The sequence below is a fragment of the Dyadobacter alkalitolerans DSM 23607 genome (genome assembly GCF_000428845.1).
In the GTDB taxonomy this organism is placed as follows: Bacteria; Bacteroidota; Bacteroidia; order Cytophagales; family Spirosomataceae; genus Dyadobacter; species Dyadobacter alkalitolerans.
Genome location: NZ_AUAS01000003.1, coordinates 216,864 through 242,224, shown reverse-complemented (window position 1 = coordinate 242,224; position 25,361 = coordinate 216,864). Strand labels below are relative to the sequence as shown.

19 protein-coding genes and 1 riboswitch are annotated in these 25,361 nt (G+C 45.8%); of the genes, 8 read left to right on the top strand and 11 right to left on the bottom strand.

Annotated features, from left to right (window positions below; genetic code table 11):
• Positions 1-4: 4 nt before the first annotated feature.
• The 7 genes from G395_RS0106825 to G395_RS28825 all read right to left on the bottom strand — a co-directional run bounded on the left by G395_RS0106825 (position 5) and on the right by G395_RS28825 (position 9,280).
• A complete protein-coding gene (locus G395_RS0106825; RefSeq protein ID WP_026629368.1) occupies positions 5-547 on the bottom strand; it encodes an NADH-quinone oxidoreductase subunit B in 543 nt (180 codons plus the stop codon).
• Between the two features lie 26 nt (positions 548-573).
• Positions 574-948, bottom strand: a complete 375-nt coding sequence (locus G395_RS0106820) for an NADH-quinone oxidoreductase subunit A (RefSeq protein ID WP_026629367.1) — start codon at positions 946-948, stop codon at positions 574-576.
• 197 nt (positions 949-1,145) lie between these two features.
• On the bottom strand, positions 1,146-3,296 hold the full coding sequence (locus G395_RS0106815; RefSeq protein ID WP_026629366.1) for a sialate O-acetylesterase: 2,151 nt from the start codon (positions 3,294-3,296) through the stop codon (positions 1,146-1,148).
• Positions 3,297-3,458: 162 nt separating this feature from the next.
• On the bottom strand, positions 3,459-6,635 hold the full coding sequence (locus G395_RS0106810) for a T9SS type A sorting domain-containing protein (RefSeq protein ID WP_035360591.1): 3,177 nt from the start codon (positions 6,633-6,635) through the stop codon (positions 3,459-3,461).
• Positions 6,636-6,710: 75 nt separating this feature from the next.
• Complete coding sequence (obgE, locus tag G395_RS0106805; RefSeq protein WP_026629364.1) at positions 6,711-7,718, bottom strand: GTPase ObgE; 1,008 nt, start codon at positions 7,716-7,718, stop codon at positions 6,711-6,713.
• A gap of 20 nt (positions 7,719-7,738) precedes the next feature.
• Positions 7,739-8,320: an adenylate kinase gene (locus tag G395_RS0106800; RefSeq protein WP_026629363.1), complete on the bottom strand. Its 582-nt coding sequence runs from the start codon at positions 8,318-8,320 to the stop codon at positions 7,739-7,741.
• A gap of 156 nt (positions 8,321-8,476) precedes the next feature.
• The gene (locus G395_RS28825) at positions 8,477-9,280 is read right to left on the bottom strand and encodes a T9SS type A sorting domain-containing protein (protein ID WP_229204058.1); all 804 of its coding nucleotides are present in this window, start codon (positions 9,278-9,280) and stop codon (positions 8,477-8,479) included.
• 171 nt (positions 9,281-9,451) lie between these two features.
• Between G395_RS28825 and G395_RS0106785 the strand changes: the two genes are divergently transcribed.
• From G395_RS0106785 to G395_RS0106770, 4 genes are all read left to right on the top strand, one after another.
• A complete protein-coding gene (locus G395_RS0106785) occupies positions 9,452-11,278 on the top strand; it encodes a sensor histidine kinase (RefSeq protein ID WP_026629362.1) in 1,827 nt (608 codons plus the stop codon).
• Positions 11,279-11,355: 77 nt separating this feature from the next.
• Complete coding sequence (locus G395_RS0106780) at positions 11,356-13,998, top strand: valine--tRNA ligase (protein ID WP_026629361.1); 2,643 nt, start codon at positions 11,356-11,358, stop codon at positions 13,996-13,998.
• Between the two features lie 24 nt (positions 13,999-14,022).
• Complete coding sequence (locus tag G395_RS0106775; protein ID WP_026629360.1) at positions 14,023-15,360, top strand: DEAD/DEAH box helicase; 1,338 nt, start codon at positions 14,023-14,025, stop codon at positions 15,358-15,360.
• A 69-nt stretch (positions 15,361-15,429) separates the two neighbouring features.
• Positions 15,430-16,170 carry a tetratricopeptide repeat protein gene (locus tag G395_RS0106770; protein WP_051350046.1) on the top strand — a complete coding sequence of 247 codons (741 nt, stop codon included), beginning with the start codon at positions 15,430-15,432 and terminating at the stop codon, positions 16,168-16,170.
• A 74-nt stretch (positions 16,171-16,244) separates the two neighbouring features.
• Here G395_RS0106770 and G395_RS0106765 read toward each other — a convergent pair whose 3' ends face one another.
• Both G395_RS0106765 and G395_RS0106760 read right to left on the bottom strand, forming a co-directional pair.
• Positions 16,245-17,327 carry a YncE family protein gene (locus tag G395_RS0106765; protein ID WP_026629358.1) on the bottom strand — a complete coding sequence of 361 codons (1,083 nt, stop codon included), beginning with the start codon at positions 17,325-17,327 and terminating at the stop codon, positions 16,245-16,247.
• 50 nt (positions 17,328-17,377) lie between these two features.
• The gene (locus G395_RS0106760; RefSeq protein WP_229204055.1) at positions 17,378-19,270 is read right to left on the bottom strand and encodes a TonB-dependent receptor plug domain-containing protein; all 1,893 of its coding nucleotides are present in this window, start codon (positions 19,268-19,270) and stop codon (positions 17,378-17,380) included.
• Positions 19,271-19,347: 77 nt separating this feature from the next.
• Positions 19,348-19,548: riboswitch (cobalamin riboswitch) on the bottom strand.
• Positions 19,549-19,631: 83 nt separating this feature from the next.
• On the opposite strand from G395_RS0106760, the gene G395_RS0106750 reads away from it, so the two are divergent.
• Together G395_RS0106750 and G395_RS28820 are read left to right on the top strand one after the other, a co-directional pair.
• Entirely contained in the window at positions 19,632-20,570 is a 939-nt protein-coding gene (locus tag G395_RS0106750) for a DMT family transporter (protein WP_229204054.1), read from the top strand.
• Between the two features lie 65 nt (positions 20,571-20,635).
• Complete coding sequence (locus G395_RS28820; RefSeq protein ID WP_035360705.1) at positions 20,636-21,193, top strand: thioredoxin family protein; 558 nt, start codon at positions 20,636-20,638, stop codon at positions 21,191-21,193.
• Positions 21,194-21,398: 205 nt separating this feature from the next.
• Here G395_RS28820 and prfA read toward each other — a convergent pair whose 3' ends face one another.
• Positions 21,399-22,472 (bottom strand): peptide chain release factor 1, encoded by a 1,074-nt coding sequence (prfA, locus tag G395_RS0106740; RefSeq protein WP_026629355.1) that lies wholly within the window; start codon positions 22,470-22,472, stop codon positions 21,399-21,401.
• A 138-nt stretch (positions 22,473-22,610) separates the two neighbouring features.
• Here prfA and G395_RS0106735 point away from each other — a divergent pair, with 138 nt between their 5' ends.
• Both G395_RS0106735 and G395_RS28815 read left to right on the top strand, forming a co-directional pair.
• Positions 22,611-23,192 (top strand): hypothetical protein, encoded by a 582-nt coding sequence (locus G395_RS0106735; RefSeq protein WP_026629354.1) that lies wholly within the window; start codon positions 22,611-22,613, stop codon positions 23,190-23,192.
• 57 nt (positions 23,193-23,249) lie between these two features.
• A complete protein-coding gene (locus G395_RS28815; protein WP_035360588.1) occupies positions 23,250-23,834 on the top strand; it encodes a hypothetical protein in 585 nt (194 codons plus the stop codon).
• On the opposite strand, the gene G395_RS0106725 is transcribed toward G395_RS28815, so the two are convergent.
• Positions 23,825-25,345 carry a GH3 family acyl-acid amido synthetase gene (locus tag G395_RS0106725; RefSeq protein WP_026629353.1) on the bottom strand — a complete coding sequence of 507 codons (1,521 nt, stop codon included), beginning with the start codon at positions 25,343-25,345 and terminating at the stop codon, positions 23,825-23,827. The two genes, G395_RS28815 and G395_RS0106725, sit on opposite strands and share 10 nt — an antisense overlap.
• Positions 25,346-25,361 lie beyond the last annotated feature (16 nt).

The window sequence follows — 25,361 nt, the reverse complement described above, 5'->3', positions numbered from 1 at the left end:
GGGATTATTGAATATTATATGATGCTAATAATTCAGAATACTCGTCGGTATTTCTGCGACGAAGCTTTTCATTTTGTGCCAGATGCTGAATGTGCATCAAGCCGTCAATGATCTGCTCAGGACGGGGCGGGCAGCCGGGAACATACACGTCAACGGGAATGATCCTGTCAATTCCCTGCAAAACGCTGTAAGTATCGAAGATCCCGCCGCTTGTAGCACACGCGCCAACTGCCATTACCCACCGGGGTTCAGACATTTGCAAATAGACCTGCTTTACAACGGGTGCCATTTTCTTGGCGATCGTTCCCATTACCATCAGCAAATCGGCCTGACGGGGTGAAAAACTAGGTCTTTCCGATCCAAACCGGGATATATCGTAATGTGCACCCATCGTTGCCATGAATTCGATTCCACAGCAAGAAGTTGCAAAAGGAAGTGGCCAGAGGGAATAACTTCTTGCCAAACCGATAGCTTCATCAAATGAAGTTGCAAAAAAACCAGATCCGCTATGTCCTTGCGGAGCCTCCACAATCGTTACTTCTTTCATAATTTCCAGTTGTTCAAGTTTGTTGATTACTCTTCCCAGTTCAAAACTCCTTTGCGGATCACATAATAGAATCCAGAAAGCAGCAATGCCATGAATAATAACATTTCTACAAACCCAAACATTCCTAAACCCTTAAAATTTACTGCCCAGGGATACATAAATATCACCTCAACATCAAAAAGGACGAATAGGATGGCAACAAGAAAATATTTTACGGATATCGGCGTGCGCGCATCGCCCACGGATTCGATACCACATTCAAACGGATCGTCTTTTAACTTGCTCTTCCTGCTTGGGCCTATTAAATGCGTTACAATCATTGTGCCACCAATGAAGCCGGCAGCGAGGATGAATTGTACCAATATCGGCAGGTAATCCGAAGGGAAATATGAATTGTTCATTGAGTCAGTTATTCAGTTACTATCTACGAAATCAACGCGAAAATGTTGTCAGCGGTTACTTTCTTTCTGGTTTCTCAAAATTAGCCTTTGCAAATTTATCAATCAAATTCTTTACTTTATCTTTTGCCTAATTAGTATGATACTAAATAAGCCCCGGATGGCCGGGGCTTATGAACAAAAAATAGGAGGTTTGAACCTTATCGGATCACAATCTGCTTGGTAAGGCTTTGACCCTCGCCGGTTACTCTCAGAATGTATTTACCTGTCGGCAGATATCTTGTATCAATTTCAATGCGGCTGTCCAGAAGTCTTGGTGTTGTTGTTCTGATCACCCTTCCATAAATGTCAAAGATCGTTACGGCCGCGTTGCGGATGTTATCTCTTGACTCGATATAAACATAATTGCCCTCGCTTGGATTCGGGTAAATTACAACTTCGTTTTGCTCATTGGTTTTGAACTCGCGGGAAGCCGTGTCTGAATAGCATGTCAGCAAATCATCTCCAAGCTGGAAAACCACTTGTGCTCTTGCGGAGTACTCGCCTGTTTTTAATATTTTGATCAGGTTAGCAGTCGTATCCGACTCTGTTCCTGGTCTGCGCCACAGGAATTTCGCATCCAAATCTGCCGGTATGGAAGCCATAATGCTGAAAGGGCCTGATGGTTCAATAACCGGTTTAGGAATTTCCGGTCTGATGATGAGTGAGGAAGCAGCCGAATTTTCAGAAACACAGCCGAAAATATTCCTTCCCTTCACATAGTAATTACCGCTTTCCGCAATTTGTGCAGTTGCGCCGGTTGCCACCACTGTATTTGATCCCTGTTTGTACCAGCTGTAAATGTCCGTTCCATCGGCCACGGAGAATTGGAAAGCAGAGTCAAAGCAAGCCTGCTGATCGCCCTGCTGCTGAATCGTCGGCTGAACTGGTTTTGCACCATTATCCAGCACAACAACAGAAGTCAAAATCGAATTGCCAGCATTGTCCTTCACAGTTGCGCGGTAAGTTCCTGCATCAGAAACCGTAATGCTGTTGCCGGTGGCGCCGTTCGTCCATTCGTAGGACGCGAAACCGGTTGGTAAAGTGATGGTAACAGCATTATTTTCAGTTACACATGCTGCTTCGATATCAGGGATTGGAGCAGGGTTCGTTGGTGTAGCCGTTGAGAAAAAGTTCGCATCAAGACTTTCATTCCAGGCATTTGCAAGGATCGTAAGAGCCCGGTTCGTACCCTCAAAATCCGATGGGCTTTCTCCAACAAAGTGCGTGTTATCACCGCGGTTGGGAACTAATGGATCCGTTTCCGGTCCAGGATACGTAGGATTAAAACGTGTATCTAAAACAGCATTCTGAGCAGCAATGATCTCAGGATTAATTGTAGAAGGGATCCTGTCACCCGCCGACGTTCTGGAAGTCCGGGCAATAACCCAGGTAATGCGCTTGTCCCCGGTTTCAGCACCCAACCTGTTCATAATGAATTGAAGATCTTCACGGTAAGACGCCGCAGGAGTTTTAAACAAAGCATCCGTTTCTCCCTGCATCCACAACACCGCTCTCACACCATATTGATTGCCATAATTCCGTGCAGCAATTCTCAGGTTGGCAAATGGCATTTGGGGAGGATAGACGAAACCGCCGTATTTATTTTTTGTAGTCAAACCCTTTGCGCTGCTCGCCCAGTTCTCAATGGAAGTTCCTTCCCAGGCTGCATTGATGAACAATACGGGAACATTCAGCTTCGCAACCAGCAAATCACCCAATACGCCCCAGCACCATGCCGACTGGCCTCTCGGAGACATTATTCCAAGGTCTCTTGATATTTTAGAAAAAGCGGGTGGGACAGGATCGGTCAAACGATCGACATCGTCATTGTTATAGTTTGAAATATACATAACGCGGTCATCCTGAGCGGATGGTCCCGGATATTTCTTTAAGCCTTGTGCATTAGACTGTCCTGCGATGATAAAAACTTCGCCTACGCCTAACCTGGAAAGAATGTCGCGGCCAACAACTTTTCCATCTGAAAGTCCACGGACTTCGAGCGAATACCAGCCACCCATTAATGTAATATTTCCTTTAAAAACGCCGCCCTTTGGAGCTTGCTGCAAAGTTTCCCAAGGTGTTGGAAAGCCCTGACCTTCCACAACAGGCACGGCGCGGGCTTCAACTTTGTCCATCGGGACAGTAAATGTTCCTGTAACGGTTATCTCTCTCTGTCCCCTAACACTTTGCTGATATACAGCCTGGAAAGCCGGTGAAGTGATTCGGATTTGCGAGAAAGCTGTTGAAGATATAATACTGATTAACAGCAATGCCTTTGCCACAACCGGGAGAATAATTCTATAACGCATTGGAATTCTTAAACAGGGTAAAAATTTGTATATCTGATGGATGTTGGATTTTTTCAACTTCGGCGTGTGCGCCATTACAAAACGGTCACAAATGTAAATGATTATTTTTGCTAAAATATCACTATTCCGTTTTTTTGATTACATCACTGGCGCTACGACCGTTTACTGAACAATTATCAGCTTTTGGGATGCAGTAAACGCCACCGAAACAATCCGCACCACGTAGAAACCACTTGATAAGCCCTGGATATTAAAGAATTGCTGACTGTCAAATTTCTTTACTGTGAAGGTTCTGTGAATAACCCCGCGGCTGTCGATGATCTGAACTTCGGCGTTATTCAGGTTTTGTAATGTTTCAATAGTGATCTTGCCGTCGACAACCGGGTTTGGATAAGTAACGAAACCTGGATTCCGGGTATCTGCAATAAAACTGAAGGGATCAGAAAAATCTGATAAACAGGTTAACGTCGGGCTGTAAACCACCGTATTATTGACAACATAACTTCCCGACTGGATCGCTTTCAATGTTGTTCCGTTTTCGGTCAGTTCCTGTCCGTTAAGCTTCCATACGTGATCTCCTGAATTTAAATTGTTTTCTGCCAGCAACGTAAACACGCCGATCTGCTTAATGGTCGGCCGCGTAGGCGTAGGCTTTACATCCACCTGGATTGATCTTGAGAATGGTGAGTAACAGCCTTTTTCATCCCGGGCCCGGGCGGCATAGCTGCCCGTTGTGTCTGCCTGAATGCTTTCGCCTTCATCGAGGGTGTTCCAAAAGAATGTATTTCCCAATGTTGCCTTTAGCACAACAAAGTCACCGTCGCAGAAAGTGGTGGGGCCCTCCGCAGCAATATTGGGTGCTGGCGGCAGGGCAAGTGTTTCTGTTGTGATCTGGTTACTAGGATCAGAAAAGCATTGGAACTCGTTGATAGTCTGCACGGAGAATGTTCCGGGCGTGGTCACTTTCAATGATTGTGTTGAAGCGCCATTGCTCCATAGGAACGCCGCCGCCGGTGAGGATTGCAAATTAACGCTAAGATCTGCGCAGAAAACCGTAGGGCCGTCAGCGCGGATTGTTGGCGTTTCAGGAAGAACATTCGCCACAACCCTTACCACTGGTGACACCGGAGAAACACAACCGTTTTCATCTTTCGCAGCAATTGTAAAATTACCGGAATTCCGGATCTCGATTTCCCTGCCGGTTTCGCCGTTGCTCCACACATAAGAGAACGCTTCGCTGCTTCTTAATGTGGTATAGTCACGAAGGCAGAATGTGGTTGGGCGAAGTGCAGTGATGGCTGGTGTTGCAGGAAGAGTATTTACTTTCACCGCTATCTCGTCCGAAGTTGATTCACAGCCATTGGAATCACGCTGTTTCAAAGAGAAGGTGCCTGAGGCAGTCACCGTAATGGCTTTTGAAGTTGCGGCTGTGCTCCATATGTTTCCGCTATCGTAGTTGGAAGTCATGATCAAATTTTCACCCTGGCAAAAAGTAGTGTTGCCGCTCAAAGCAACCACAGGCTTTTGCGGTAATGCATTCACTTTAACATTAACAGGGTCAGAATCAGGTGAATAGCACCCAACTTCATCCAGTGCTCTTACCCGATATTCACCGGAAGATTTCACGACAATGGTCGCTGTGTTTCCGCCGTTTGACCAGGCATTTTTCAACTTTGAGTCGGAAGTAAGGCTTACTTCGCCGCCATCGCAGAATTCGAGCACACCGGAAGCCACAATCTTTGGTTTAGGCGGCAAGGGCGAAGTGGAGACCGTCATTGTAATCTTGTCGGACGTCGATTCGCAGCCATAAAAATTCCTGGTTGTAACGAAATATTCTCCACCCGTGGTCACAGGCACGCGATCGCTGGTGGAGCCGTTGCTCCATCTGATGTTTTCAGAAGTGTTGGATATCAATGTTGCCGTATTCCCAAGGCAAACCGGATTGCTTCCTTCTAGCTGTATAATCGGCTTATTAGGTTGAATGTTGTCATTGATCCTGATATTCGGAGAGAAGATATAACGTCCTTTTCCATCGCGGGCGCTCACGCTATGCGTGCCGTTTCCAACCTGGGTATTGCTTGAATTCGAACCATTGCTCCAGCTGAATTGGGAAAGACCAACATTGTCCGCTTCCAGGTTGAGATTACCGTTGCCAGCGCAGGATGCGGTTACCCTTAAGGGCCTAACGCCTTGGTAGGGGTTCGAATTTGCAAAAAAGTTATCGTTAAGTTGCTGCGCCCAGGCATCGGCCAGCTGCCTCAGCCCGTCATCCTTGAAGTGAACGCCTTCACCTTCTGCCGGACGCGGGATTTGGAGCAAATCCGTGTTCGGTCCCTGGAATACGTTAGGGACATTATTGATAACCCGTTGCTGTCCGTCCGTAACACGGGAAGTTGCCCCGAGCCGGTTATCATAAGAAGTAAGTGAAACAACCCAGGAAATGTTTTCACCAGCATCGTTTCTGCTGGTTTCAATCACTTTTTTTAGATCGTTGAAATAGGAATCGGTGCTTGTTGATGGTGCATAGTTATCAGACTCGCCTTGTTGCCAGAGAATCCCTCTCAACCCGGTAATGGGCGTTAGGCGCTGAATAACATTACGCATGTTTCCATAGGGCATCCCGAAGGGTTCAAAGTTAACTGGTGCATAGACCGATTGCGTCGGCCCATCTATACTCTCTTTCCAGTTTCGGACAGCAGTTCCTGTCCAGGCTACATTGAAAAATAAAACGGGCACCTTAAGTTTGTTAACAAGCTGATCGCCAAGCCTTCCCCAGCTCCATGCAGACTGTCCCCGGGGGCTGATCTTTGTTTCGGCATCTAAGTGGCTAAATTGCGGATGACGGTCATAAGTCTCTGGAAAAGACTGATTATAGAGCCTGTTTACGGTGCTTACACGGTCGTCCTGCGCACCTTGGGAACCGAAATGTTCGAAACCTTCTGCATTGGACTGACCGGCAATAATAAACACTTCGCCGATGCCTACATGGTCTATCCGGGCAGGTTCACCGAGCTGCTGGTCGCCATTAAAAGCGCGTACATAAAGTGTATACCAGCCTCCTGTCCCTTCGATGGCGCCTGTGTACAAGCCACCCTGCGGATTGTTCGAAATCTCTTTCCAGTCAGTGGAGATCCCTTGCCCGTTAATGGCTTCTAATCGCGCGTCGATGCGTGTAGTGATCTTTTTGTATGTGCCTGAAATGTAAATGTTGGCAACATTACCCTTATTCCGTTGAAAAACAGCTCGATCCGTTGGAAAATCAATGTTTACTTGTGCAGAAGAGGTGAACGAAAGAAAGATTGATCCTACCCAGAACAAGTATGGTAGATAGTGCTTCATGAGTAAAAATAATTCAGTAGAATAACTTCTTGGACACACAAATTGCATCAATTGGTTGCCTGTTTCAAGAAAATATTATTTTACGGACAACGGCAAATTGATGAGGTTCCATATCTGATCTTTCAATTGTTCAATTCCTTCTTGGGTAATTGCAGAAATGAAAATACTGGGTATGGAGGCTGGGATTTGTGATTTTAAATCTGCGCGTTCTTCTTCGGAAAGAACGTCAGTTTTTGAGATGGCGAGAATGCGGCTCTTATCGAGAAGGGAAGGATTGTATATTCTTAGCTCTTGAAGCAATGTTTCGTATTCGGCGTTAATATCTTCACTGTCAGCCGGAACCATGAACAGTAAGATGGAATTTCTTTCTATGTGTCGTAAAAAACGCAAGCCAAGGCCTTTTCCTTGTGATGCGCCTTCGATAATGCCAGGAATGTCGGCCATCACGAAGGATTTGTAGTCCCGGTAAGAAACTACGCCCAGGTTGGGCACCAATGTAGTGAAAGGATAATCAGCGATTTCTGGCCGGGCAGCCGAAACAACGGAAAGCAATGTTGACTTGCCTGCATTGGGGAAACCAACCAGACCAACGTCTGCTAACACCTTCAATTCCAGGATAATCCAGGCTTCAAGACCAGCTTCTCCTGTCTGCGCATGTTGCGGAGTCTGATTCGTAGCAGATTTGAAATGGTCGTTACCCATTCCGCCGCGACCGCCTTTCAGCAAGATCACTTCCTGACCGTCTTCCGTAATTTCAAAAAGTTGTTCACCGGTTTCCGCATTTTTGGCAATGGTGCCTAGCGGCACTTCGAGGATAATGTCCTTACCGATCGAGCCTGAACGTCTTCCGCCTTCACCGCCTTTTCCGTCAAAGGCTTTGATGTGCTTGGTGTATTTCAGGTGGAGCAGTGTCCATAGCTGGCTGTTCCCTTTCAGGATTACGTGGCCGCCGCGGCCACCGTCGCCGCCGTCCGGCCCGCCTTTTTCAACGTGTTTTTCCCTTCTGAAATGCAGGGAACCCGCACCGCCAGAACCGGAGCGCACATTAATTTTGACGTAATCAATAAAGTTGGAGGAAGCCATGTGTATAGTGAATGAGTAAATTATTTAATAGTAACTGTCGAAATTGCCTTGGTAATTTCTTCAAAGATGAAATCAATCTCACCAATTCCGTCGATGGCGACAAATTTGCCTTGTTCCTGGTAATAGTCAGCAACCGGTTTGGTTTTGCTGTTATATTCCTGGATGCGTTTGCTGATCAGTTCTTCATTCTGATCATCAGGACGGCCGGAAGTCTTTCCACGGTTAAGCAAACGAGCAAGGAGTTCATTATCGTCTACAACCAGTGCAATCATTACAGAAATACTTTCATTGTAGCTAGCCAAAAGCTGGTCAAGCGCCTCCGATTGCTTTACAGTCCGAGGGAATCCGTCGAAGATAAAACCTGCAGCATTCCGGTGCTCTTTCAGCTTATTGTCGATCATTCCGATCACCACCTCGTCAGGAACCAAAATGCCCTGATCCATCAACGTTTTTGCTTGAAGGCCCAATTCTGATCCTGCCTGGATTTCTGAACGCAGGAGATCACCTGTCGAAAGGTGTATCAGTTTGTATTTAGCAATAATATTTTCACTTTGAGTGCCTTTACCTGCACCCGGAGGGCCAAACAGTATAAGATTCAGCATAGTTGCAAAAAAAATTGATGTCGCAGTGGAATGGAGTTTTTCGGCAAATTTACAATTCTAAATAAATGCCAGCCTAATAGTTAGTAGTATTTTTACAATAAAAAATCCTCCTGATGGCTTAAAATCAGGAGGACATGGAATATTTTTTAGAATAAATCAGGGAATAACCACTCGTTTGACGGCCCCGTCGTCGTTTTGCACAACGGTTACGAAAACGGTTCCTTTTGTATTTTTCTTTAATTCGATCTGTCCCACAAACTCACCCTCAAAGTCCTTGATTTCTTTCTTTCCAACCTCTTTTCCTTTCGTATCCGTAACAATTACGCTCACATCGCCCTTTTGCGGAACGCCGAATTTAAGGTTCAGGACACCATTATCAGGATTATTTGTATAAGCAGTCAGCGAACGCACACTTGCCGGTTTCACGACTTCCTTATTCCAGAATTCACCCATTTCATTGCCAAAATGTTCCATATCACGCATAAGCATTTTGGTCTTTGGTTTCCATTCGTTTTCAAAAGTCCGCATATGCTTTTTGAAATTCTCGGTATTGAATTCAAAATCATTGGAAAAATCGCCTTTCCAGTGATAAGCCAGCGGCTCCCGGTCATCACGGTGGTCAATGATCACTTTGCGCCGCTTTTTTGCGGCCACATCCTCATCGCCGTCATCAATGGTCACCGAAACCATCTGGTTATTTTTCTTTTTATCAACACCCAATGAGTCCAGGACTTTGTCCACAAACTTATCCCGTTCGTCGTCCGTCATAGCGCCCACGCGATAACTCCGCTCCTTGCTCTCCGTTCTACCATCCTTTTCCCCGGTAACCTTGATGCGAATGGTTGCCTTTTCCTCCTTTCCGGGTTTTTCCGGTTTATCTTCCTGTGCCTGTGCTAGCATTGCAGTTGCGCCAGTAAGCAGCAATGTCAACATGATTTTGTTTAAAAAAGAAGTCCTCATAAGTAAGATTAGGTTATGTGTATGAATGAATTACAAAATTATCAGAAGCGTTTTTCAGTGGGTGTTAAATTTTGTTAAAAACAAGATTGGCCCGGGCGGATGCGTTAAATTTGTTTTCAGCAATAATGTCGGTCAATCCGGCGTGCGCGTTGCACCGGAGAATTTAAATTTATGACGAAGAGGAAAATTCAGATAATAGTCGGCTTAATGTGCATTGCGCTCATAGGCCTTATTGGATTTCAATGGTATTGGATCCGTGAGGCGATTGCAATCCGCAATGAGCAGTTCAACCAAAAGGTTTCGGAATCTGTACAGCAAGTAGTGCATCGCCTCGAAAAGCAGGAAATGATGTATCTGCTGCAACGCAGGATTGAAACCGAACAACAGAAAAGCAAGCTGAACCGCATTACCCAGCTGCGGCATACCCCCATCAAAAAGACGCCGGCGGCCAAAACCAAACCTGCCGGTGAGCTCGCTCAGCGAGCGCAGCCCCGCATGGAGATCGCGATCGGACCTAATGGCGAGGAAATTCATTATCAGATCATTACCGAAGCCGTTCCTACAGATGTGCTCAGCCCCAATTTCCGGGTGATGGTGGAGCACCAGCAGCAGATTATGGAAGAATTTTTCCAGGCTCAGCAATATGGCGCTGCCGGGATTGACGAATTCATGCGCAGAAGATTAGACGACGAAAGGCGCCTGGGCAATGCATTCAGAGGAATGCAGGATAGTGATGCCAGGAAATATCAGACAGGCAACGGAATGCACCCCGATTCTGCTCAGAGGAGGATCGCAAACCGCCAGGTTGCTATTCCTGAGTCAAGAAAAAATGGCAAAAGCACTAGTGCTGTGATCAGCGACGCAGAACCCGATCGGGCATCATTGCTGAAAGAGGTAATGAAGGATTTTATTTATACTAAAAGACCTATTGAGCAGCGCGTTAACAGGTTCTTGCTGGATACATTGTTGAAAAAGGAGTTTGTTGAAAGCGGCATCACGCTGCCCTACGAATTTGCGGTGAGAGGCCGGTCAGACAACAGTCTGATCTTTTCCACGGCAAGCCTCAGGCCACGGGAATGGGAAGAAAAGTCTTACAAAGCAGATCTTTTTCCCAGTGAGACCATTAATGCACCTAATTCTTTATATGTATACTTCCCTGATCAGCAAAAGTACATTCTGAGCAACATGGGAGTAATGTTCGGTGGTTCGGGGATTTTGATTATCGTCATTATGGCCTGCTTTTACATGGCGGTTACTACGATCTTGCGCCAGAAAAAGCTTTCAGACATTAAAAATGATTTCATCAACAACATGACCCACGAGTTCAAAACGCCGATTTCAACCATTGCATTAGCAGCGGAAATGGCACAGGAAAACTCGTCGGCGATCCAGCAGGCCGCAATCGGTTCGAGGCTCGACCGGTATCTGGGCATCATTAAGGAAGAAAATAAAAGACTGGGAACGCATGTCGAAAAAGTGTTGCAAATGGCGCTTCTGGATAAAGGACATGTCAAATTAAAGATCAGCCAGGCGGATGTGCACGATCTGATCGGTAAAGCGTTAAATGCGCAGAGTGTCCAGATCGAGCAGCGGGATGGTGAGATCGATCTTGATTTCGAAGCAACGCATGAAGTGGTTTCAGGCGATGAAATTCACATTTCAAATATCCTTAATAACCTGATTGACAATGCTATCAAATACTCGCCTGAGAAACTGCATATCCGCATCAGGACCTGGAATGAGAATGATGGCATTAACATTGCCATTTCCGACAGCGGGATCGGCATGGGCCGGGAACAGCAGCACCGCATTTTTGATACATTCTACCGCATTCCTACGGGTAATGTGCATGATGTGAAGGGTTTCGGACTGGGATTGAGCTATGTTAAAAAAATGGTGGAAGCGCATGATGGAACCGTTCACGTGCAAAGTAAACCAGGCGAAGGCAGCACATTTACAGTCTGGCTGCCCATTAGCAAAGAGGAACAATTAGTTTAGAAATTTCGTCGGCAACGCCTAACTTGCCATCTTTTTAGATGACCAACCGCGGTTTGCGGGAAATTTCAGATTATACAATGATTTCCAAAACATATGCCCCCCAGGAAATAGAGGATAAATGGTACTCCTACTGGATTGAAAACAAGTTCTTCAATTCAAAACCAAATCCTGATAAGGAACCTTACTCAATCGTAATTCCTCCCCCAAACGTCACGGGCGTGCTGCATATGGGGCATATGCTCAATAATACGATCCAGGATATCCTGATCCGGAAGGCCCGCATGGAAGGCAAGGAAGCTTGCTGGGTGCCGGGAACGGATCACGCATCCATTGCAACGGAGGCCAAAGTGGTTGCGATGCTCAAGGAACGCGGCATCAACAAACGTGACCTTACCCGCGACGAGTTTTTAGAATATTGCTGGGAATGGACGCACAAATATGGCGGCATCATCCTCCAACAATTGCGCAAGCTGGGCGCTTCCTGCGACTGGGACCGCACGCGCTTCACGATGGAGCCTGATTTGTACGATTCGGTTATCGACGTTTTTATCGACCTCTATAATAAAGGAGACATTTACCGCGGCCACCGCATGGTGAACTGGGACCCGCAGGCACGGACGACGGTCTCGGATGAAGAAGTGATCATGAAGGAGGTGAATCAAAAATTGGTTTACCTGAAATATCCCCTTGTAGATGAAATTGGCGAGGCACTTACGGACGAAGCGATGATCGTAGCGACAACGCGTCCCGAGACGATCATGGCCGACGTGGCGATTTGTGTGAACCCGCACGACGAGCGTTACAAACATTTAATAGGGAAACAAGTTGCTATCCCGCTGATCAATCGCTCCATCCCGATCATTGCCGACGAATATGTGGAAATGGAATTCGGAACTGGCTGTCTGAAAGTAACACCTGCGCACGATGCGAATGATTATGTGTTAGGCAAAAGACATGATCTGCCAGTTATCGATCTCCTGAATGAAGATGGCACATTGAATGAGAAAGCGGAGATTTTGGTGGGTGAAGACCGGTTTGCAGCGCGTAAAAAGATCATTAAGCTGCTGGAAGAATCGGGTAACCTGGTGAAGACAGAAGAATATAAATCCAATGTAGGCCATTCCGAGCGGACCAATTCGGTGATTGAGCCGCGGCTTTCGGAGCAGTGGTTTTTGAAAATGGATAAAATCAGCAAGCCGGCATTGGAAAATGTCATGAATGACACGGTGCAGTTGATTCCTGCCAAGTTCAAGAACACGTATCGGCACTGGATGGAGAATGTTCATGATTGGAATATCAGTCGTCAGCTGTGGTGGGGCCACCGCATTCCGGCTTATTATTTGAAAGACGGAACGATGATCATTGCCAAAAACAAAAGGGAAGCATTGCGGAAAGCACAAATGGATTACCAGCTTTTTGCATTGACCGAAGAGGACATTGAGCAGGACCCGGACGTTCTCGACACCTGGTTTTCAGCCTGGTTGTGGCCGATCACGGTTTTCAACGGTATTAAGGAGCCGGATAATGCGGACATTAACTATTATTATCCTACTAATGACCTCGTTACTGCACCCGAAATTCTTTTTTTCTGGGTGGCGCGGATGATTATTGCAGGTTATGAATACAAAGGACAGTATCCGTTTAAGAATGTTTATCTCACCGGAATTGTACGGGATAAGCAAGGACGGAAAATGTCCAAATCACTTGGTAACTCGCCCGATCCGATCGATCTGATCAACCAATATGGCGCTGATAGCATTCGTACAGGCATGCTTTTCAGCTCACAGGCTGGTAACGACCTTCCTTATGATGACAAATTGGTTGAGCAAGGAAGGAATTTCGGTAATAAAATATGGAATGCGTTCCGTTTGGTTGAAGGTTTCCAGGTTTCCGACAGCTTACCAGCGCCCGCGGGTTCGCAACTGGCGATCCAATGGTTTGAAAGCAAACTGAACCAGACGATTCTGGAAGTGCAGGATCATTTCTCCAAATTCCGCATTTCGGATGCCCTTAACTCGGTTTATAAACTAATCTGGGACGATTTCTGCGCGCAATATCTGGAAATGATCAAGCCTGGCTTCGAGCAGCCGATCGATAAGCAGACTTACGACGCAACATTGGAATTCTTCGACCGTTTAATGCGCCTTTTGCATCCGTTCATGCCATTTATTTCAGAAGAAATCTGGCAAAATATTATTGAAAGAAAAGAAAAGGATTCGATCTGCATTGCCCCATTCCCGCAAGCCGGCAACATTGATCAGTCGCTTTTGAATGATTTTGAAGTGCTTTTTGAAGTGATATCTTCAATCCGGAATTTGAGAAATGCAAAGAATATCAGTCCAAAAATCGCGCTTCCTCTTTCTATACGCACGGATAACCAGGCGCGTTACTCGGGATTAGAGCCATTAATACTAAAACTGGCGAATGTTGAGAACATTGGCTATGTGACCGACGAAGGTGAAGGAACTGCATTCCGGGTGAAATCGGATGAGTTTTTTGTAAACCTGGCGGATGAGCTTGATGTGGAAACAGAGCGTGAAAACCTGCAACGTGAATTGGAATACACGCAAGGTTTTCTGGATTCGGTGATCAAGAAGTTATCCAATGAGCGCTTTGTCCAAAATGCAAAAGGCGACATTGTGGAGAAGGAGCGCCAAAAGCAGGCGGATGCCGAAGCCAAGCTGGAAACATTGAAAGAAGCGCTTGTAAGGTTGGGTTAGTGGTAGTTTTCGTACCTTTGCGCGATGCAGACTACGCAAAACAAATTTGAGCAATTCAAGCTTAACCGTCAATTACTCAATGCCATTGAAGAAGCGGGATACACTGAGCCAACGCCCATTCAGGAACAGGCCATCCCGCTCGCTTTATCCGGACAGGACATTCTGGGCATAGCCCAAACAGGCACAGGCAAAACCGCCGCCTATACATTGCCGCTCTTAATGCGGATCAAATATGCCCAGGGCGAGCACGCCCGGGCATTAATTATGGCTCCTACGCGCGAGCTGGCCATGCAGATTTCAGAAGCCATCGCGCAGCTGAGCAAATACACCGACATCCGTACAGTTGTGCTTTTCGGTGGAGTAGGAGCCAAGGCACAGATCGAAGCGATCCGCAAAGGCGTTGACATCATTGTGGCTACGCCGGGCCGTTTTATGGATCTTTATTTTCAGGAAGAGGTCATTGTCAAGCATTTGAATGTGATGATCCTGGACGAAGCCGACAAGATGATGGACATGGGCTTCATGCCGCAGATCCGGAAATTGCTCGAAATCATTCCCACAAAAAGGCAGAACATGCTTTTTTCAGCCACATTCTCGGAGAAGGTGGAAAGGCTGTCTTTCGAATTTCTCGAATTCCCAACTCGCATTGAAGTAACACCTCAGGCCACGACGGCCGAAATGGTTTCCCAGTCCATTTACGAGTTGCCCAACTTCCGCACGAAAATTAATCTTCTGACCCATTTACTGCAAGACCGGGAAGCATTCAACCGCGTCCTGATTTTTACCAGAAGTCGGGAAGTTGCCGGATTGGTCCATCAAAATCTGCTCGATAGGGTGGTGCGTGAGGACGAATTGAAAGTAATCCATGCCAACAAAGGACAGAACACACGGACTAATGCTATGGAAGCATTCAAGGAAGGCTCCGTGCGCGTAATGGTGGCAACGGACGTGGTAGCGCGGGGCATCGACATCACGGAAGTAAGCCACGTCATCAATTTCGACGTTCCGCTGATTTACGAAGATTACGTGCACCGGATCGGCAGAACGGGCCGTGCAAACCGCATTGGACAGGCCATCACATTCATGACCTTGGCCGACGAATATCACATCCGGAAAATCGAAAAAATGATCCGCATGGAAATCCCACGGATGGAGTTGCCTGAGGATCTGGAAATCGCTTCAACGCCCGTTACAGAACGCCAGGACATGCTGAGGGAGATAGATAACCAAAAAAGAAAGGAAGATCCGACGTTTTTGGGAGCCTTTCACGAGAAGAAAAAAACGTATCGCCCGGCGCAAAAACAACCCAATAAAGGAGGGGCAAACCGTCGTAATTCATCCGGAAGAAGTAAACGGAAATAATGCAATACTATTTAGATAAAACCGTTTAACTTGGACAATAGAAAACCTGTTTCTCTATTAAAGTCACCTATGAAAGAGTCCGTTGTTATTTGGCTTGCTATTCTTATCCCAGTATTTGGCCTTGCACAAAACACCCATCTCGCGAGTGCCGGACCGAATACAGATACGAACCTTGCCCAAAAAAAGCCCTTAGATTTAAAAGAAAGACGCGTGCTTCCGCTTTTTGGGGAAGTCAGCAAAACCTCTGATCAAATTGACGAGGAAATCCGTTTTTTGAGTGAATGCGACAAGTCATTTACAAGTCGCGCTGAGGCGAGCAGCTTTTTCACCGCGCGTGCCTGGGAATATTTGCAGGAAGGAGCATTGGATACGGCTTGCTATCGCTTCAATCTCGCGCATTTACTCAATGATAAAAATGTAGAAGCATATTGGGGTCTGGGCGTTATTTCCTACCAGCGCGAGAACTGGGTGGAGGCCAAGAGAATGCTAAGCCGGGGAATTGGTTTGCAGGGTGAAAACGTGCCGCTGCTTGTCGATTTGTCAACCGTTGATCTGAAATTATACGCGATAACAAGCCGAAAGGAAGAACTGGATGAAGCAGCCGAACTGCTTAACAGGGCCACTGCAATAGATTCTACTTATGCATTAGGCCAATACAACCTGGCTTTGTTACATTATAATCTCAATGATCTTGATAAATCGTGGGAGCATTTGCATAAAGGAAGATCGCTCGATTTTAACCAGATGAACCTTGATTTTGTGGAGCTTCTAAAAGCCAGGAAGCCAGATCCGCAAGGTTTCTTTAAATAGGATTCCAACTTCATATACATAAAAAAGTCTCCCGCGAAGGAGACTTTTTTCGTTTGTGATGAATATGCCTTCTGTTATTTGAAGAAGAAGCCTGTGGGCGCAACATTCACTTTTACTGAATCAACAAGTGATCCGTCTGCGCGGTAACGGAGCGCATAACCTGCCTGCGCGAACGAAGGCGTTACACCTGCATACAAAAGCCCTTGCGTAGGATCAACTGCCAAACCTGTGAAAATTCTCTTGATTAATGGCGTCGTAACATTCACCTGTGCGTCGCTAATGCCGAATTTATAAGTGCCTCCATGTTCGCCGGCAGCATCAAAGTATGACAGGACAAAGAAAACCGTTCTCTTATCCGGGCTGAAAGCAAAGTTGGATGCAGATTTGGTTGCATCGCTTCCCAATGATAATGTAGCGTCTACATTGTAAGAATCGGGGTTCATTTTAATGACCTTAATGCCATCATTTACCCAAAGTTTTCCATCCGCATCAATCCCGATCGGATTTGGCGCATTTTCAAACGCAATTGATTTATCAATTGCGTTTGTGGTCGTATTGATCACTGTCAATGTTGTACCACCGCCATAAGAAACCGTTCCCACAAACAACTTGCCGTTATTCAAAACCAGATTTTCCGGTCCGCCCGATGTGATCTCGATTTGGTCAACCACTTTATTGGTAACTAAATCAACAACAGCTACATAACCGGTCGTAAATTTAAAATCGGCATTGGTTCCCCAGCAAGACACATATGCTTTGTTGTTGGACCCAAAAACCACTTCCCGCGGATTCTCAATTTCCGGGGCGCCGATGGTCGCAATTCTCTGGAAAGTGTTGCTGTTGACAATCTCAACCTTATCCTGGCCGGCAGACATATTGTCCACAAGAATGATCCCGGTTGCGTCCAGGGCCACATAATCCTGCACGCCGCCTTTCAATGTAGTTCCGTTTGCCGTGTTGAAAATGTCAATCTCCGCAGTGGTTTGTTCTCTGGTAAAGAACGAGATCGCTCCGTTATTTTGAGAGAAATTCCCTTCATTCACCACGAATACGCCCTGGATATAATCTCCCTTCGGAGCTGGGTCGCTTTGGTTACACGACCATGCGAAAAGAGACAAAGAGGTAAGAGATGCTAATCTGAATAACTGTTTTTTCATTTTTTGCTTTATTAGTTGTAAAGTTTTTGCCACATACCTATTGTAAGAGATTACTTTACAGAATGTGGCGGGTCATAAATTAAAGTTAAACTTAATGCAAAGCTTCTGCCAGGCATTGCATTGTTTCTTACATTTAGATAAAACGTGTTTGCAAGATTATTGATCTGTCCCTGCAACCGCATTTTTATTTTATCCCAGACAAAAGTATGTTCCGCCAGCAAATTTGAGAGCGTATATCCTTCTAAAAATTGTGTATTGTCAAACGTGCTGAAACGCTTGCTGATCATCTGCGCCTGACCTGTGAGCCTCGTATTTTTATATTGGATAAATGCATTCAAATTCCCTGAATGCATCGGCACAAATACAAGCTGCTTGCTGATAATATCCGAGGAATAGGCATCATAAGCCTTTTCCTGAGCGCTTTTATTCAGCGCATATCCAAGGTTAATTCCTGATTTCCAATCGTTTATCTGATATCGCCACCCGGCCAGCGCTTCAATTCCACGCGCCAGCACTTGCTGCAAGTTTTCTACACGGTAACTTTGCGTAGGATTCCAATAAGTCCAGTCCTTAATGCGGTTGTGATATGCCGTCAGGGAAGCTGAAAATGTTTGGTTAGCATCTATAACAATGTTTTGTTCGAGGCCAACTTCTTTGTTCCACCCGTTTTCCGGCCTGATATCCGGGTTTCCGAGTTCTTTCCAGAAGCGTTCATTCAATGTAGGCACGCGGTAACTTCTTCCTATTGAGCCTTTTAATTTCAGATTATAGGTTTCTTTTTGGACTAAAAAATATTCTGCTCCTAATGAAGGCGTGAATGGCGGATCAAATTTCGTTACAAATGCCTGCCTTAAATTCGCAGAAACTACGAGTCGGGCGGTTGCCTGCCAGCGCGTTAACAAAAAAATGTCACCTCTGTTTTCTGTCACCAATGCTTTGTCATAGCCAGCCACCTGCGCGCGGTAATGTGCCCATTCGCCTCCTGCTTTAATTTGAAATGCATTGAATTGAAAATCGCGTTCAACACGGTTGGAAAACTTGTCTGTTACTGCATGGTCCAGCTGACTATAATCGCCTTTAGCATAATCGATAATGTCTCTCACCCACGCAGTGCGGATTGTGAAGTCTTTAAATTGATAGCTTAACATGGTCCTGTAAGCCTCCGTTAAAGTCAGTTCGCGGCCAGCTTTGTCTTCCGGTGTTAACGTCAGCCGGTTGCGGGTTAGCCACACATGCGCCGAAATCTGATGATCGTTTTTTGAATTGAAAAACAAATCCTGCACCAGACCGCGCTGGAAAGAAGTGGACGGCAAAACAGTATATTGATTTCGCTCGGTGTATGGAAAATCGTTGTTCATACGACCGTCATACAAATTTGTCTTGCCTGAAAAGCTCCACTGAGCACTGATCACCGCCGCATAGCGGGCTGTAACCTGGGTCTGATGGTTATTAAAACTTTCCTGCTGCCGGCCGATTGAAAGCTGCAAAGGCTGGGTCGATGGAGCGCTTCCCAGCAAAATACTCCCACCCACGGCATCACTGCCGACAATACTGGCAGCAGAGCCATATTGGACAGAAAGCTGATCAAAACCGGTAACAGGGATGGTTGAATAATCTGTCTGGCCAAGGATAGGAGAATTAATGTTCAAGCCATTCCATAACACAGCGGTATGGTTAGCCGACGTTCCGCGGAAAGAAGCCGTATTAAGCTGACCGGGGCCGTAATTTTTGAATGCAATCGGCGTGTAAAGCGAAAGCAGCTCGCTGATATTCTGGAAGCGAAAAAGATTCAAAGACGCTGAATCGAACTTTTGGATTTTAAGCCCGCTCATGAATTTTTCAGGAACAAAACCCTTTACGATAACAGGTTCCAGGCGAATGCTATCCGACTGCGCAACGAGCATTTCCGGACGGAAAAGCCATGTGGCAATGGTCAAAGCCAAAAAAAACTTCCGGTCAATAATCACCTGGTGTCAAATATGTAGCGTTATCAGCTTTGTTTTTCCTCCGAAAACAAAATGTGATGGATCAATTTCTGGCAGGTCTCCTGGCTCGTCCTTTTGATCCGTGGCCTTCCCGTTCGAGGAACAGTGGCATAGGGGATTGGATCAATATAAACAGACTCACAGTTGCGGGGACAGCTTCCGGTTTAACGGAATTCCCTATTAAGCCTTCATGCCGCATTGAAGCGGTTTTCGGCGCCAAAGGTGCAAAGGTAGCGAATTGACCGGATTTCCGACGCGGTAACATATCCTTTATCTTCTGTACGATATGCTTTATCTTTGGCCAAAATCCTGATCATTGTTGGCTGCTCCTGCTCAAAATCTGACTCCAATTTCTTCGCAAAAAGGCATTTATCTGATGCTCGGCGCGGCATTTTTCTTTTCGCTCACGTCTGCAATTTCCAAGTGGCTCGGCCGTGATTTCCACATTGTACAGCTTGTATTTTTCCGGAACATTGTAGGTGTTGTGTTTGTGGTCACCAGCATTTGGCGACGTCCCGTGCGGCAGCAGGGAGGTAAACTGGGGCTGCTTATTTTTCGCGGCGTTGTTGGCACATTGTCGTTGTATATGCTTTTTTATGCGATACAAACATTGGGGCTGGGCCGCGCCTCCACATACCAATACACTTATCCCATTTTCCTCGCATTGCTATCCTGGCTGCTGATCGGCGAAACGCTCAATTCCCGTGAGTGGGCCGCTATTTTTGTTGGCTTTACCGGCATCCTGTTCGTTTTCCGACCAGACCTTTCCATTTCGCTGCGGGACAATGCCTTAGGACTCGGCAATGCATTGTTAACAGCAATTTCTTATTTGTCAATCAGGCAGTTAGGTGTTGTTTATGACTCACGCGCTATCATCCTTTCTTTTATGTTGAGCGGCATTGTGATGCCCATTATTTCCATGCTCGTCGGGACTTACTATCCTATGGAAAATCTGGATTTCCTCATTGGCACCTTCACCTGGCCAACTCACATTTCGCAATGGCTTGGCTTTCTGGCGCTCGGATTGACGGCGCTCATAGGTCAGAGAATGTTGACGCAATCTTTCACATTTGACAAAGCCGGTCGCGTTGCTGCCATTGGTTATTCCAATATTCTGTTCTCCGTTCTGATCGGTTTTTTCATGGGAGAGGCCATTCCTTCATTCTCTATGTTCGCAGGCATGTTGCTGATCGTGGCGGGAGGGATTATGGTTTCACTGGCAAAACGAAAGCCGGCTATGGCAGCTGATCCGGAATAAAGTCAGCCATTAAGCACAATTATTCCACGGTGAAATTTGTTAATTCATTGAAATCAAATGAAGTTATGAAAAGATCAGCTGCATCACTTTTTCTGTTTTTGGCCATCCTGACAGTGGCCTCGGGTTTCAGATCCGACAAGAACAGGCCTGCGGAAGGCATTCAATGGTTATCAATTGAAGAAGCCTACGCTAAAATTCAGCAAGAGCCCCGCAAGGTTTTGATCGATGTATATACTGATTGGTGCGGATGGTGCAAAGTGATGGACCGCGAAACATTCAAAAATAAAGCAGTTGTCGAATACGTCAACCGCAAATATTACGCCGTCAAGCTCGATGCAGAACAGAAAAAGGCCATCATACTAGGAGACAAAAAATTCGAATTCCTCTCCGAAGGCGGGCGCGGTGTACATCAACTTGCATTAGCTCTTACCAACAACCAACCGAGTTACCCCACCACCGTTTTCCTGGACGATAAATTCAACATGATCCAGCCCTTACCCGGCTACATGAAACCCAAAGAATTCCACCAGGTCATCACATTCATAGGAGAAGATTACCACAAAAAAGAAGCCTTCGATACTTATAAATCGAAGACTTACAATGAGTTGTTCGCGGGTAAGTAGGTTTCTATTTCCGCAGGACCAAAATCGCGGAGCGATGCCATATTGGTAGAAATTCATTATAACCGCAATTTAAAATCCCGGAGGGATGTAACTACATGTAAGTTGTTGCATCCCTCCGGGATTTTAAATGGGTGGCGATCCTATTTTCTACCCATATGTTATCCCTCTGGGATTTTAAATGGTGACTCTTGGGGGCCGCATTAAGCTAAACTGTCTCTCCCTCCTGCATGCGCTCTGCGTTTTCTGCGATGCGTAGTCTTTCGATGAATTCTCCGATGTCACCTTCCATAACTGCGGGAAGATTGTAAACTGTGTAGCCAATGCGGTGATCGGTAATGCGGCTTTGCGGGTAATTGTAAGTGCGGATCTTATCAGAGCGGTCGCCGCTTCCTACCATTGATTTTCTTTGCGAGCTGATGGCGTCGTTATGCTCTTTTAGTTTGATCTCGTAAAGCCTCGAACGCAAAACACTCAATGCGCGGTCCTTATTTTTCAACTGTGAACGCTCATCCTGGCAGCTTACCACCAATCCGGAAGGAATGTGTGTCAGACGAACCGCGGAATAAGTGGTGTTAACCGACTGTCCACCAGCACCTGAAGATTGAAATGTATCCACACGGACATCATTCATATTAATCTGAACATCCACTTCCTCAGCTTCTGGCAATACAGCCACAGAGGCGGCCGAAGTATGAATCCGTCCCTGCGATTCCGTTTGCGGAACGCGCTGAACACGGTGTACGCCAGATTCAAATTTCATTTTCCCGTAAACGTCCTCACCTTCAACTTTACAGATAATCTCTTTATATCCGCCGTTGGTGCCTTCGGTAAAATCCATGATTGAAGAACGCCAGCCCATTTTTTCAAAAAACCGCTGATACATTCTGAACATATCGCCAGCAAAAATCGCAGCTTCATCACCACCGGTTCCGCCACGGACTTCGAGGATAATGTTGCGGCTATCATTGGGGTCTTTGGGGATAAGGAGCTCTTTGATCGCTTGTTCGAGCTGTTCGAGTTTGGGTGCCAGGTCGTCTAACTCTTCTTTTGCCATTTCCCGCAGCTCCTCATCCTTTTCAGTTGCGATGAGTTCTTTGGTTCCGGCTATATCTTTTTGCAATTTCAAATAAAGTGCGTACTGCTCCACGATCTTTCCCAGATCCTTATATTCTTTGCTTATTTTGGAATAACGGGCAGAGTCCGAAACGATTTCCGGTTGTATAATTTGTTGCGAAACTTCTTCGAAACGTTCTTTTATGGCTTCTAATTTATCGATCATCTTTATTGAATATCTTTGGCACCACGCATTCGGGGCACAAAGATACGCATTTTAGATAAATGAAGGTTTTCTGAGATATCGGCGGGCTTGTGAATTAGATGCTTTGGAATACTGTTACCCATTTATAATGTGCATGAAATGAAAAAAATACTGGTTGTTGTGGCGCTGATGGTGTTTATGACGGGCTGCGATACGGGAAACCGCGTTGAGAATACGAAGGAGCTGTCTAACGAAATAAATGCGTCAAAAATAAAACGCGTAACCAACACGCAACTTATTTACTCGGCTGATGCCTGGGGTAAAAAAATCGCCAAAATCGCCGAAAAAGCACTGGCCAACGAATTGGAAAAACATCCGGAAAAAGCCGGAGAAATCTGCCAGAAGTTGACCGATATTCCGGTGGTTGCCGCATTGCAGAAGGAATATGGTGTTAAAGTTGAACTTCTGGATATGACGGATCTGAAAAATCCGGACCTCGCACCGAAAGAGCGAAAATTGCTGGACGCATATCTTTACAGCGCCAAAAGCAAATCCGTCGCCAGCGACAATCTGCAGCAACTCAGCGACACCTTGCTGGTCTACAATGTGCCCGTTCCCGTAGAAAGCATCATCTGCAAATCATGCCTCCCAAAAGACGAAACACCATTCGCAGTATGGCGACTGTTGTTCAACAAAAAAGACATTATCAGAAAGCTGGACGCGAAACAGTTGAAGGATTGATTCCGCGTTAGGAATGCTTTTTTAAAGAATTGAAGTAAAAATTGCTATTCCTTCCTCATGCAAGCTCCTATTAATAAGACAATTCCGAAAGTTATTGAGAATGAGGTTCTAAAGGCTTTGTCTTTTTACCCGGAGTTACGGGAAACGCGGATTGATTTTGTGTTCAAGCGCAACATTAAGCGATCCGTCATGCAGGCACAACCCAAAATTGGGACGATGTTCGGGACAAAACGGGGCTATAACATCAACATTAGCGCGCTTTTCCGGTTAACAACTTCCGCGATTCCGATTCACCAGATTCCGCCGGACATTATGGTTGGCTGGATAGGCCATGAACTAGGTCATGTGATGGATTATGAAAACAGGGATGTTATAGGAATGATGCGATTCGGGATTGGTTATTTATTTTCAACCAAATATATCCAGCAAGCGGAAAGAGTTGCCGACACTTATGCAGTGAATCATGGACTAGGAAGCTATATCGTTAAGACAAAGCATTTTATACTCAATCATGCGAGTTTGTCGGAGAAATATAAAAGCAAAATCGCCCGGCTATATCTTTCACCGGACGACATTATGGAGCAAGTCAGAAAGCTGGAAGCTGTTCAGCTCAATGCTCACAAAAAGGAAGATCACGAGTAATTCCTGACAAAGGATTCAAATTCAAGAAAATCTTCTTCCTTCATCACGCGTGGGATTTTTACCTGCCCACCGAGTTTTTTAGTCTCTTCGCTCCATTTATAGAAAATCTCTTCCGGGATCAGTTCCGTCTCGATCCCCTTCAAAGCTCGTCCACGCGCTACATTATAGTTCTTATTATTTTCCCGAAGCGTTTTATCCAGTGATTCAGCAACTTTAATCGGATCCGGCGATTTATCACAACTTAAAAACCATTTGTGAATATAATCCTCGCCCCTGTGTACAGCTGCAACGATAAATTCTTTGATCACCACATCATATTCCTTTTCAAGAACCCTCAATGCATCATTCATTTGATTTACTGAAAGTTGCGAACCTACTACATTCAGAAAATGCTTGGTGCGGCCGGTAATTTTGATTTCGGCTTTCGCCTTGTCTGTAATTTGTACCGTATCGCCGATCATATAGCGCCATGCGCCAGATACTGTGGATAATAACAATACATATTCAACATTTTCCTCCGCCTTTGCCAGAGACAAAACAGGCGCTCCGGGTTTCACCAAACCGTTTTCATCCACATGATCTCCATTGAAGGGCACAAATTCATAAAAGATGCCATTGTCTGGAAAAAGTGCCATAGAACTTGTATCCGGGCGTTTTTGAATAGCGATAAACCCTTCGGAAGCCAGATAGGTGTCAATGTAAACAAGCGGATGAGCAAATAGTTGTTCAAGGCTCTTTCGATAAGGCTCAAATGCCACTCCACCGGTTGTATAAACCATCAGATTCGGCCATATTTCGTGAATGTTGTTCAACTTATTATGGCTGATAATTTCTTTCAACATTAATTCAACCCAGGCCGGAATTCCAGAAATGCATCCGATATCCCATTTTGGGGCTTCTTCTGCAATTCTTTTCACGCGCTCGTCCCAATCGGTAATATCTGCAATTTCTCTCCCCGGCTTGTAAAATCCGCCAAACCAGGTCGGCAGGTTACTGGCACTGATCCCGCTGATCTCACCTTCCTGGTGGTCGTCTTTCTGGATTAGGGAAGTGCTGCTGCCCAGCATTAAAATTTGTTTGGTAAAAAAATCACCGGGCAAATTGAATGCATGAATGTTCGTAATTTCTGAAATGCCTGCTTTCCTGATCGCGGTTAACATATCGTCAGTAACAGGAATGTATTTGCTGGCACTTGTGGTCCCGCTGCTGAGCGCAAAATACTGCTGTCCGCCGGGCCAGGTCACATTCTGGTGGCCTTCAAGCAAATAGTGCCACCATTCACCGAACATTTTGTCATAATCGTGAACGGGCACTTTGTCCTGAAACGCAGCAACAATATCGTCAGCTTGCAGAAGCTCCGAAAAGTCATAAGCTTTACCAAAAGCGGTCAATCTCGCAGTTTCAAGCAAGTTTCGTAAAACTTTTTCCTGAGCTTTGACAGGATCAGGATCACTGGTAATCATTCCTGTAAAATCAATTGCCTTTTTTATCAGTTCTCCGATTACCGCCATGCTTCGTTGTGCTTTT

Excerpts from the sequence above, each read along its gene's own strand:
- G395_RS0106825 (WP_026629368.1), bottom strand. The coding sequence starts at position 547 with ATGAAAGAAGTAACGATTGTGGAGGCTCCGCAAGGACATAGCGGATCT.
- G395_RS0106820 (WP_026629367.1), bottom strand. The coding sequence starts at position 948 with ATGAACAATTCATATTTCCCTTCGGATTACCTGCCGATATTGGTACAA.
- G395_RS0106815 (WP_026629366.1), bottom strand. The coding sequence starts at position 3,296 with ATGCGTTATAGAATTATTCTCCCGGTTGTGGCAAAGGCATTGCTGTTA.
- G395_RS0106810 (WP_035360591.1), bottom strand. The coding sequence starts at position 6,635 with ATGAAGCACTATCTACCATACTTGTTCTGGGTAGGATCAATCTTTCTT.
- obgE (WP_026629364.1), bottom strand. The coding sequence starts at position 7,718 with ATGGCTTCCTCCAACTTTATTGATTACGTCAAAATTAATGTGCGCTCC.
- G395_RS0106800 (WP_026629363.1), bottom strand. The coding sequence starts at position 8,320 with ATGCTGAATCTTATACTGTTTGGCCCTCCGGGTGCAGGTAAAGGCACT.
- G395_RS28825 (WP_229204058.1), bottom strand. The coding sequence starts at position 9,280 with ATGAGGACTTCTTTTTTAAACAAAATCATGTTGACATTGCTGCTTACT.
- G395_RS0106785 (WP_026629362.1), top strand. The coding sequence starts at position 9,452 with ATGACGAAGAGGAAAATTCAGATAATAGTCGGCTTAATGTGCATTGCG.
- G395_RS0106780 (WP_026629361.1), top strand. The coding sequence starts at position 11,356 with ATGATTTCCAAAACATATGCCCCCCAGGAAATAGAGGATAAATGGTAC.
- G395_RS0106775 (WP_026629360.1), top strand. The coding sequence starts at position 14,023 with ATGCAGACTACGCAAAACAAATTTGAGCAATTCAAGCTTAACCGTCAA.
- G395_RS0106770 (WP_051350046.1), top strand. The coding sequence starts at position 15,430 with ATGAAAGAGTCCGTTGTTATTTGGCTTGCTATTCTTATCCCAGTATTT.
- G395_RS0106765 (WP_026629358.1), bottom strand. The coding sequence starts at position 17,327 with ATGAAAAAACAGTTATTCAGATTAGCATCTCTTACCTCTTTGTCTCTT.
- G395_RS28820 (WP_035360705.1), top strand. The coding sequence starts at position 20,636 with ATGAAAAGATCAGCTGCATCACTTTTTCTGTTTTTGGCCATCCTGACA.
- prfA (WP_026629355.1), bottom strand. The coding sequence starts at position 22,472 with ATGATCGATAAATTAGAAGCCATAAAAGAACGTTTCGAAGAAGTTTCG.
- G395_RS0106735 (WP_026629354.1), top strand. The coding sequence starts at position 22,611 with ATGAAAAAAATACTGGTTGTTGTGGCGCTGATGGTGTTTATGACGGGC.
- G395_RS28815 (WP_035360588.1), top strand. The coding sequence starts at position 23,250 with ATGCAAGCTCCTATTAATAAGACAATTCCGAAAGTTATTGAGAATGAG.
- G395_RS0106725 (WP_026629353.1), bottom strand. The coding sequence starts at position 25,345 with ATGGCGGTAATCGGAGAACTGATAAAAAAGGCAATTGATTTTACAGGA.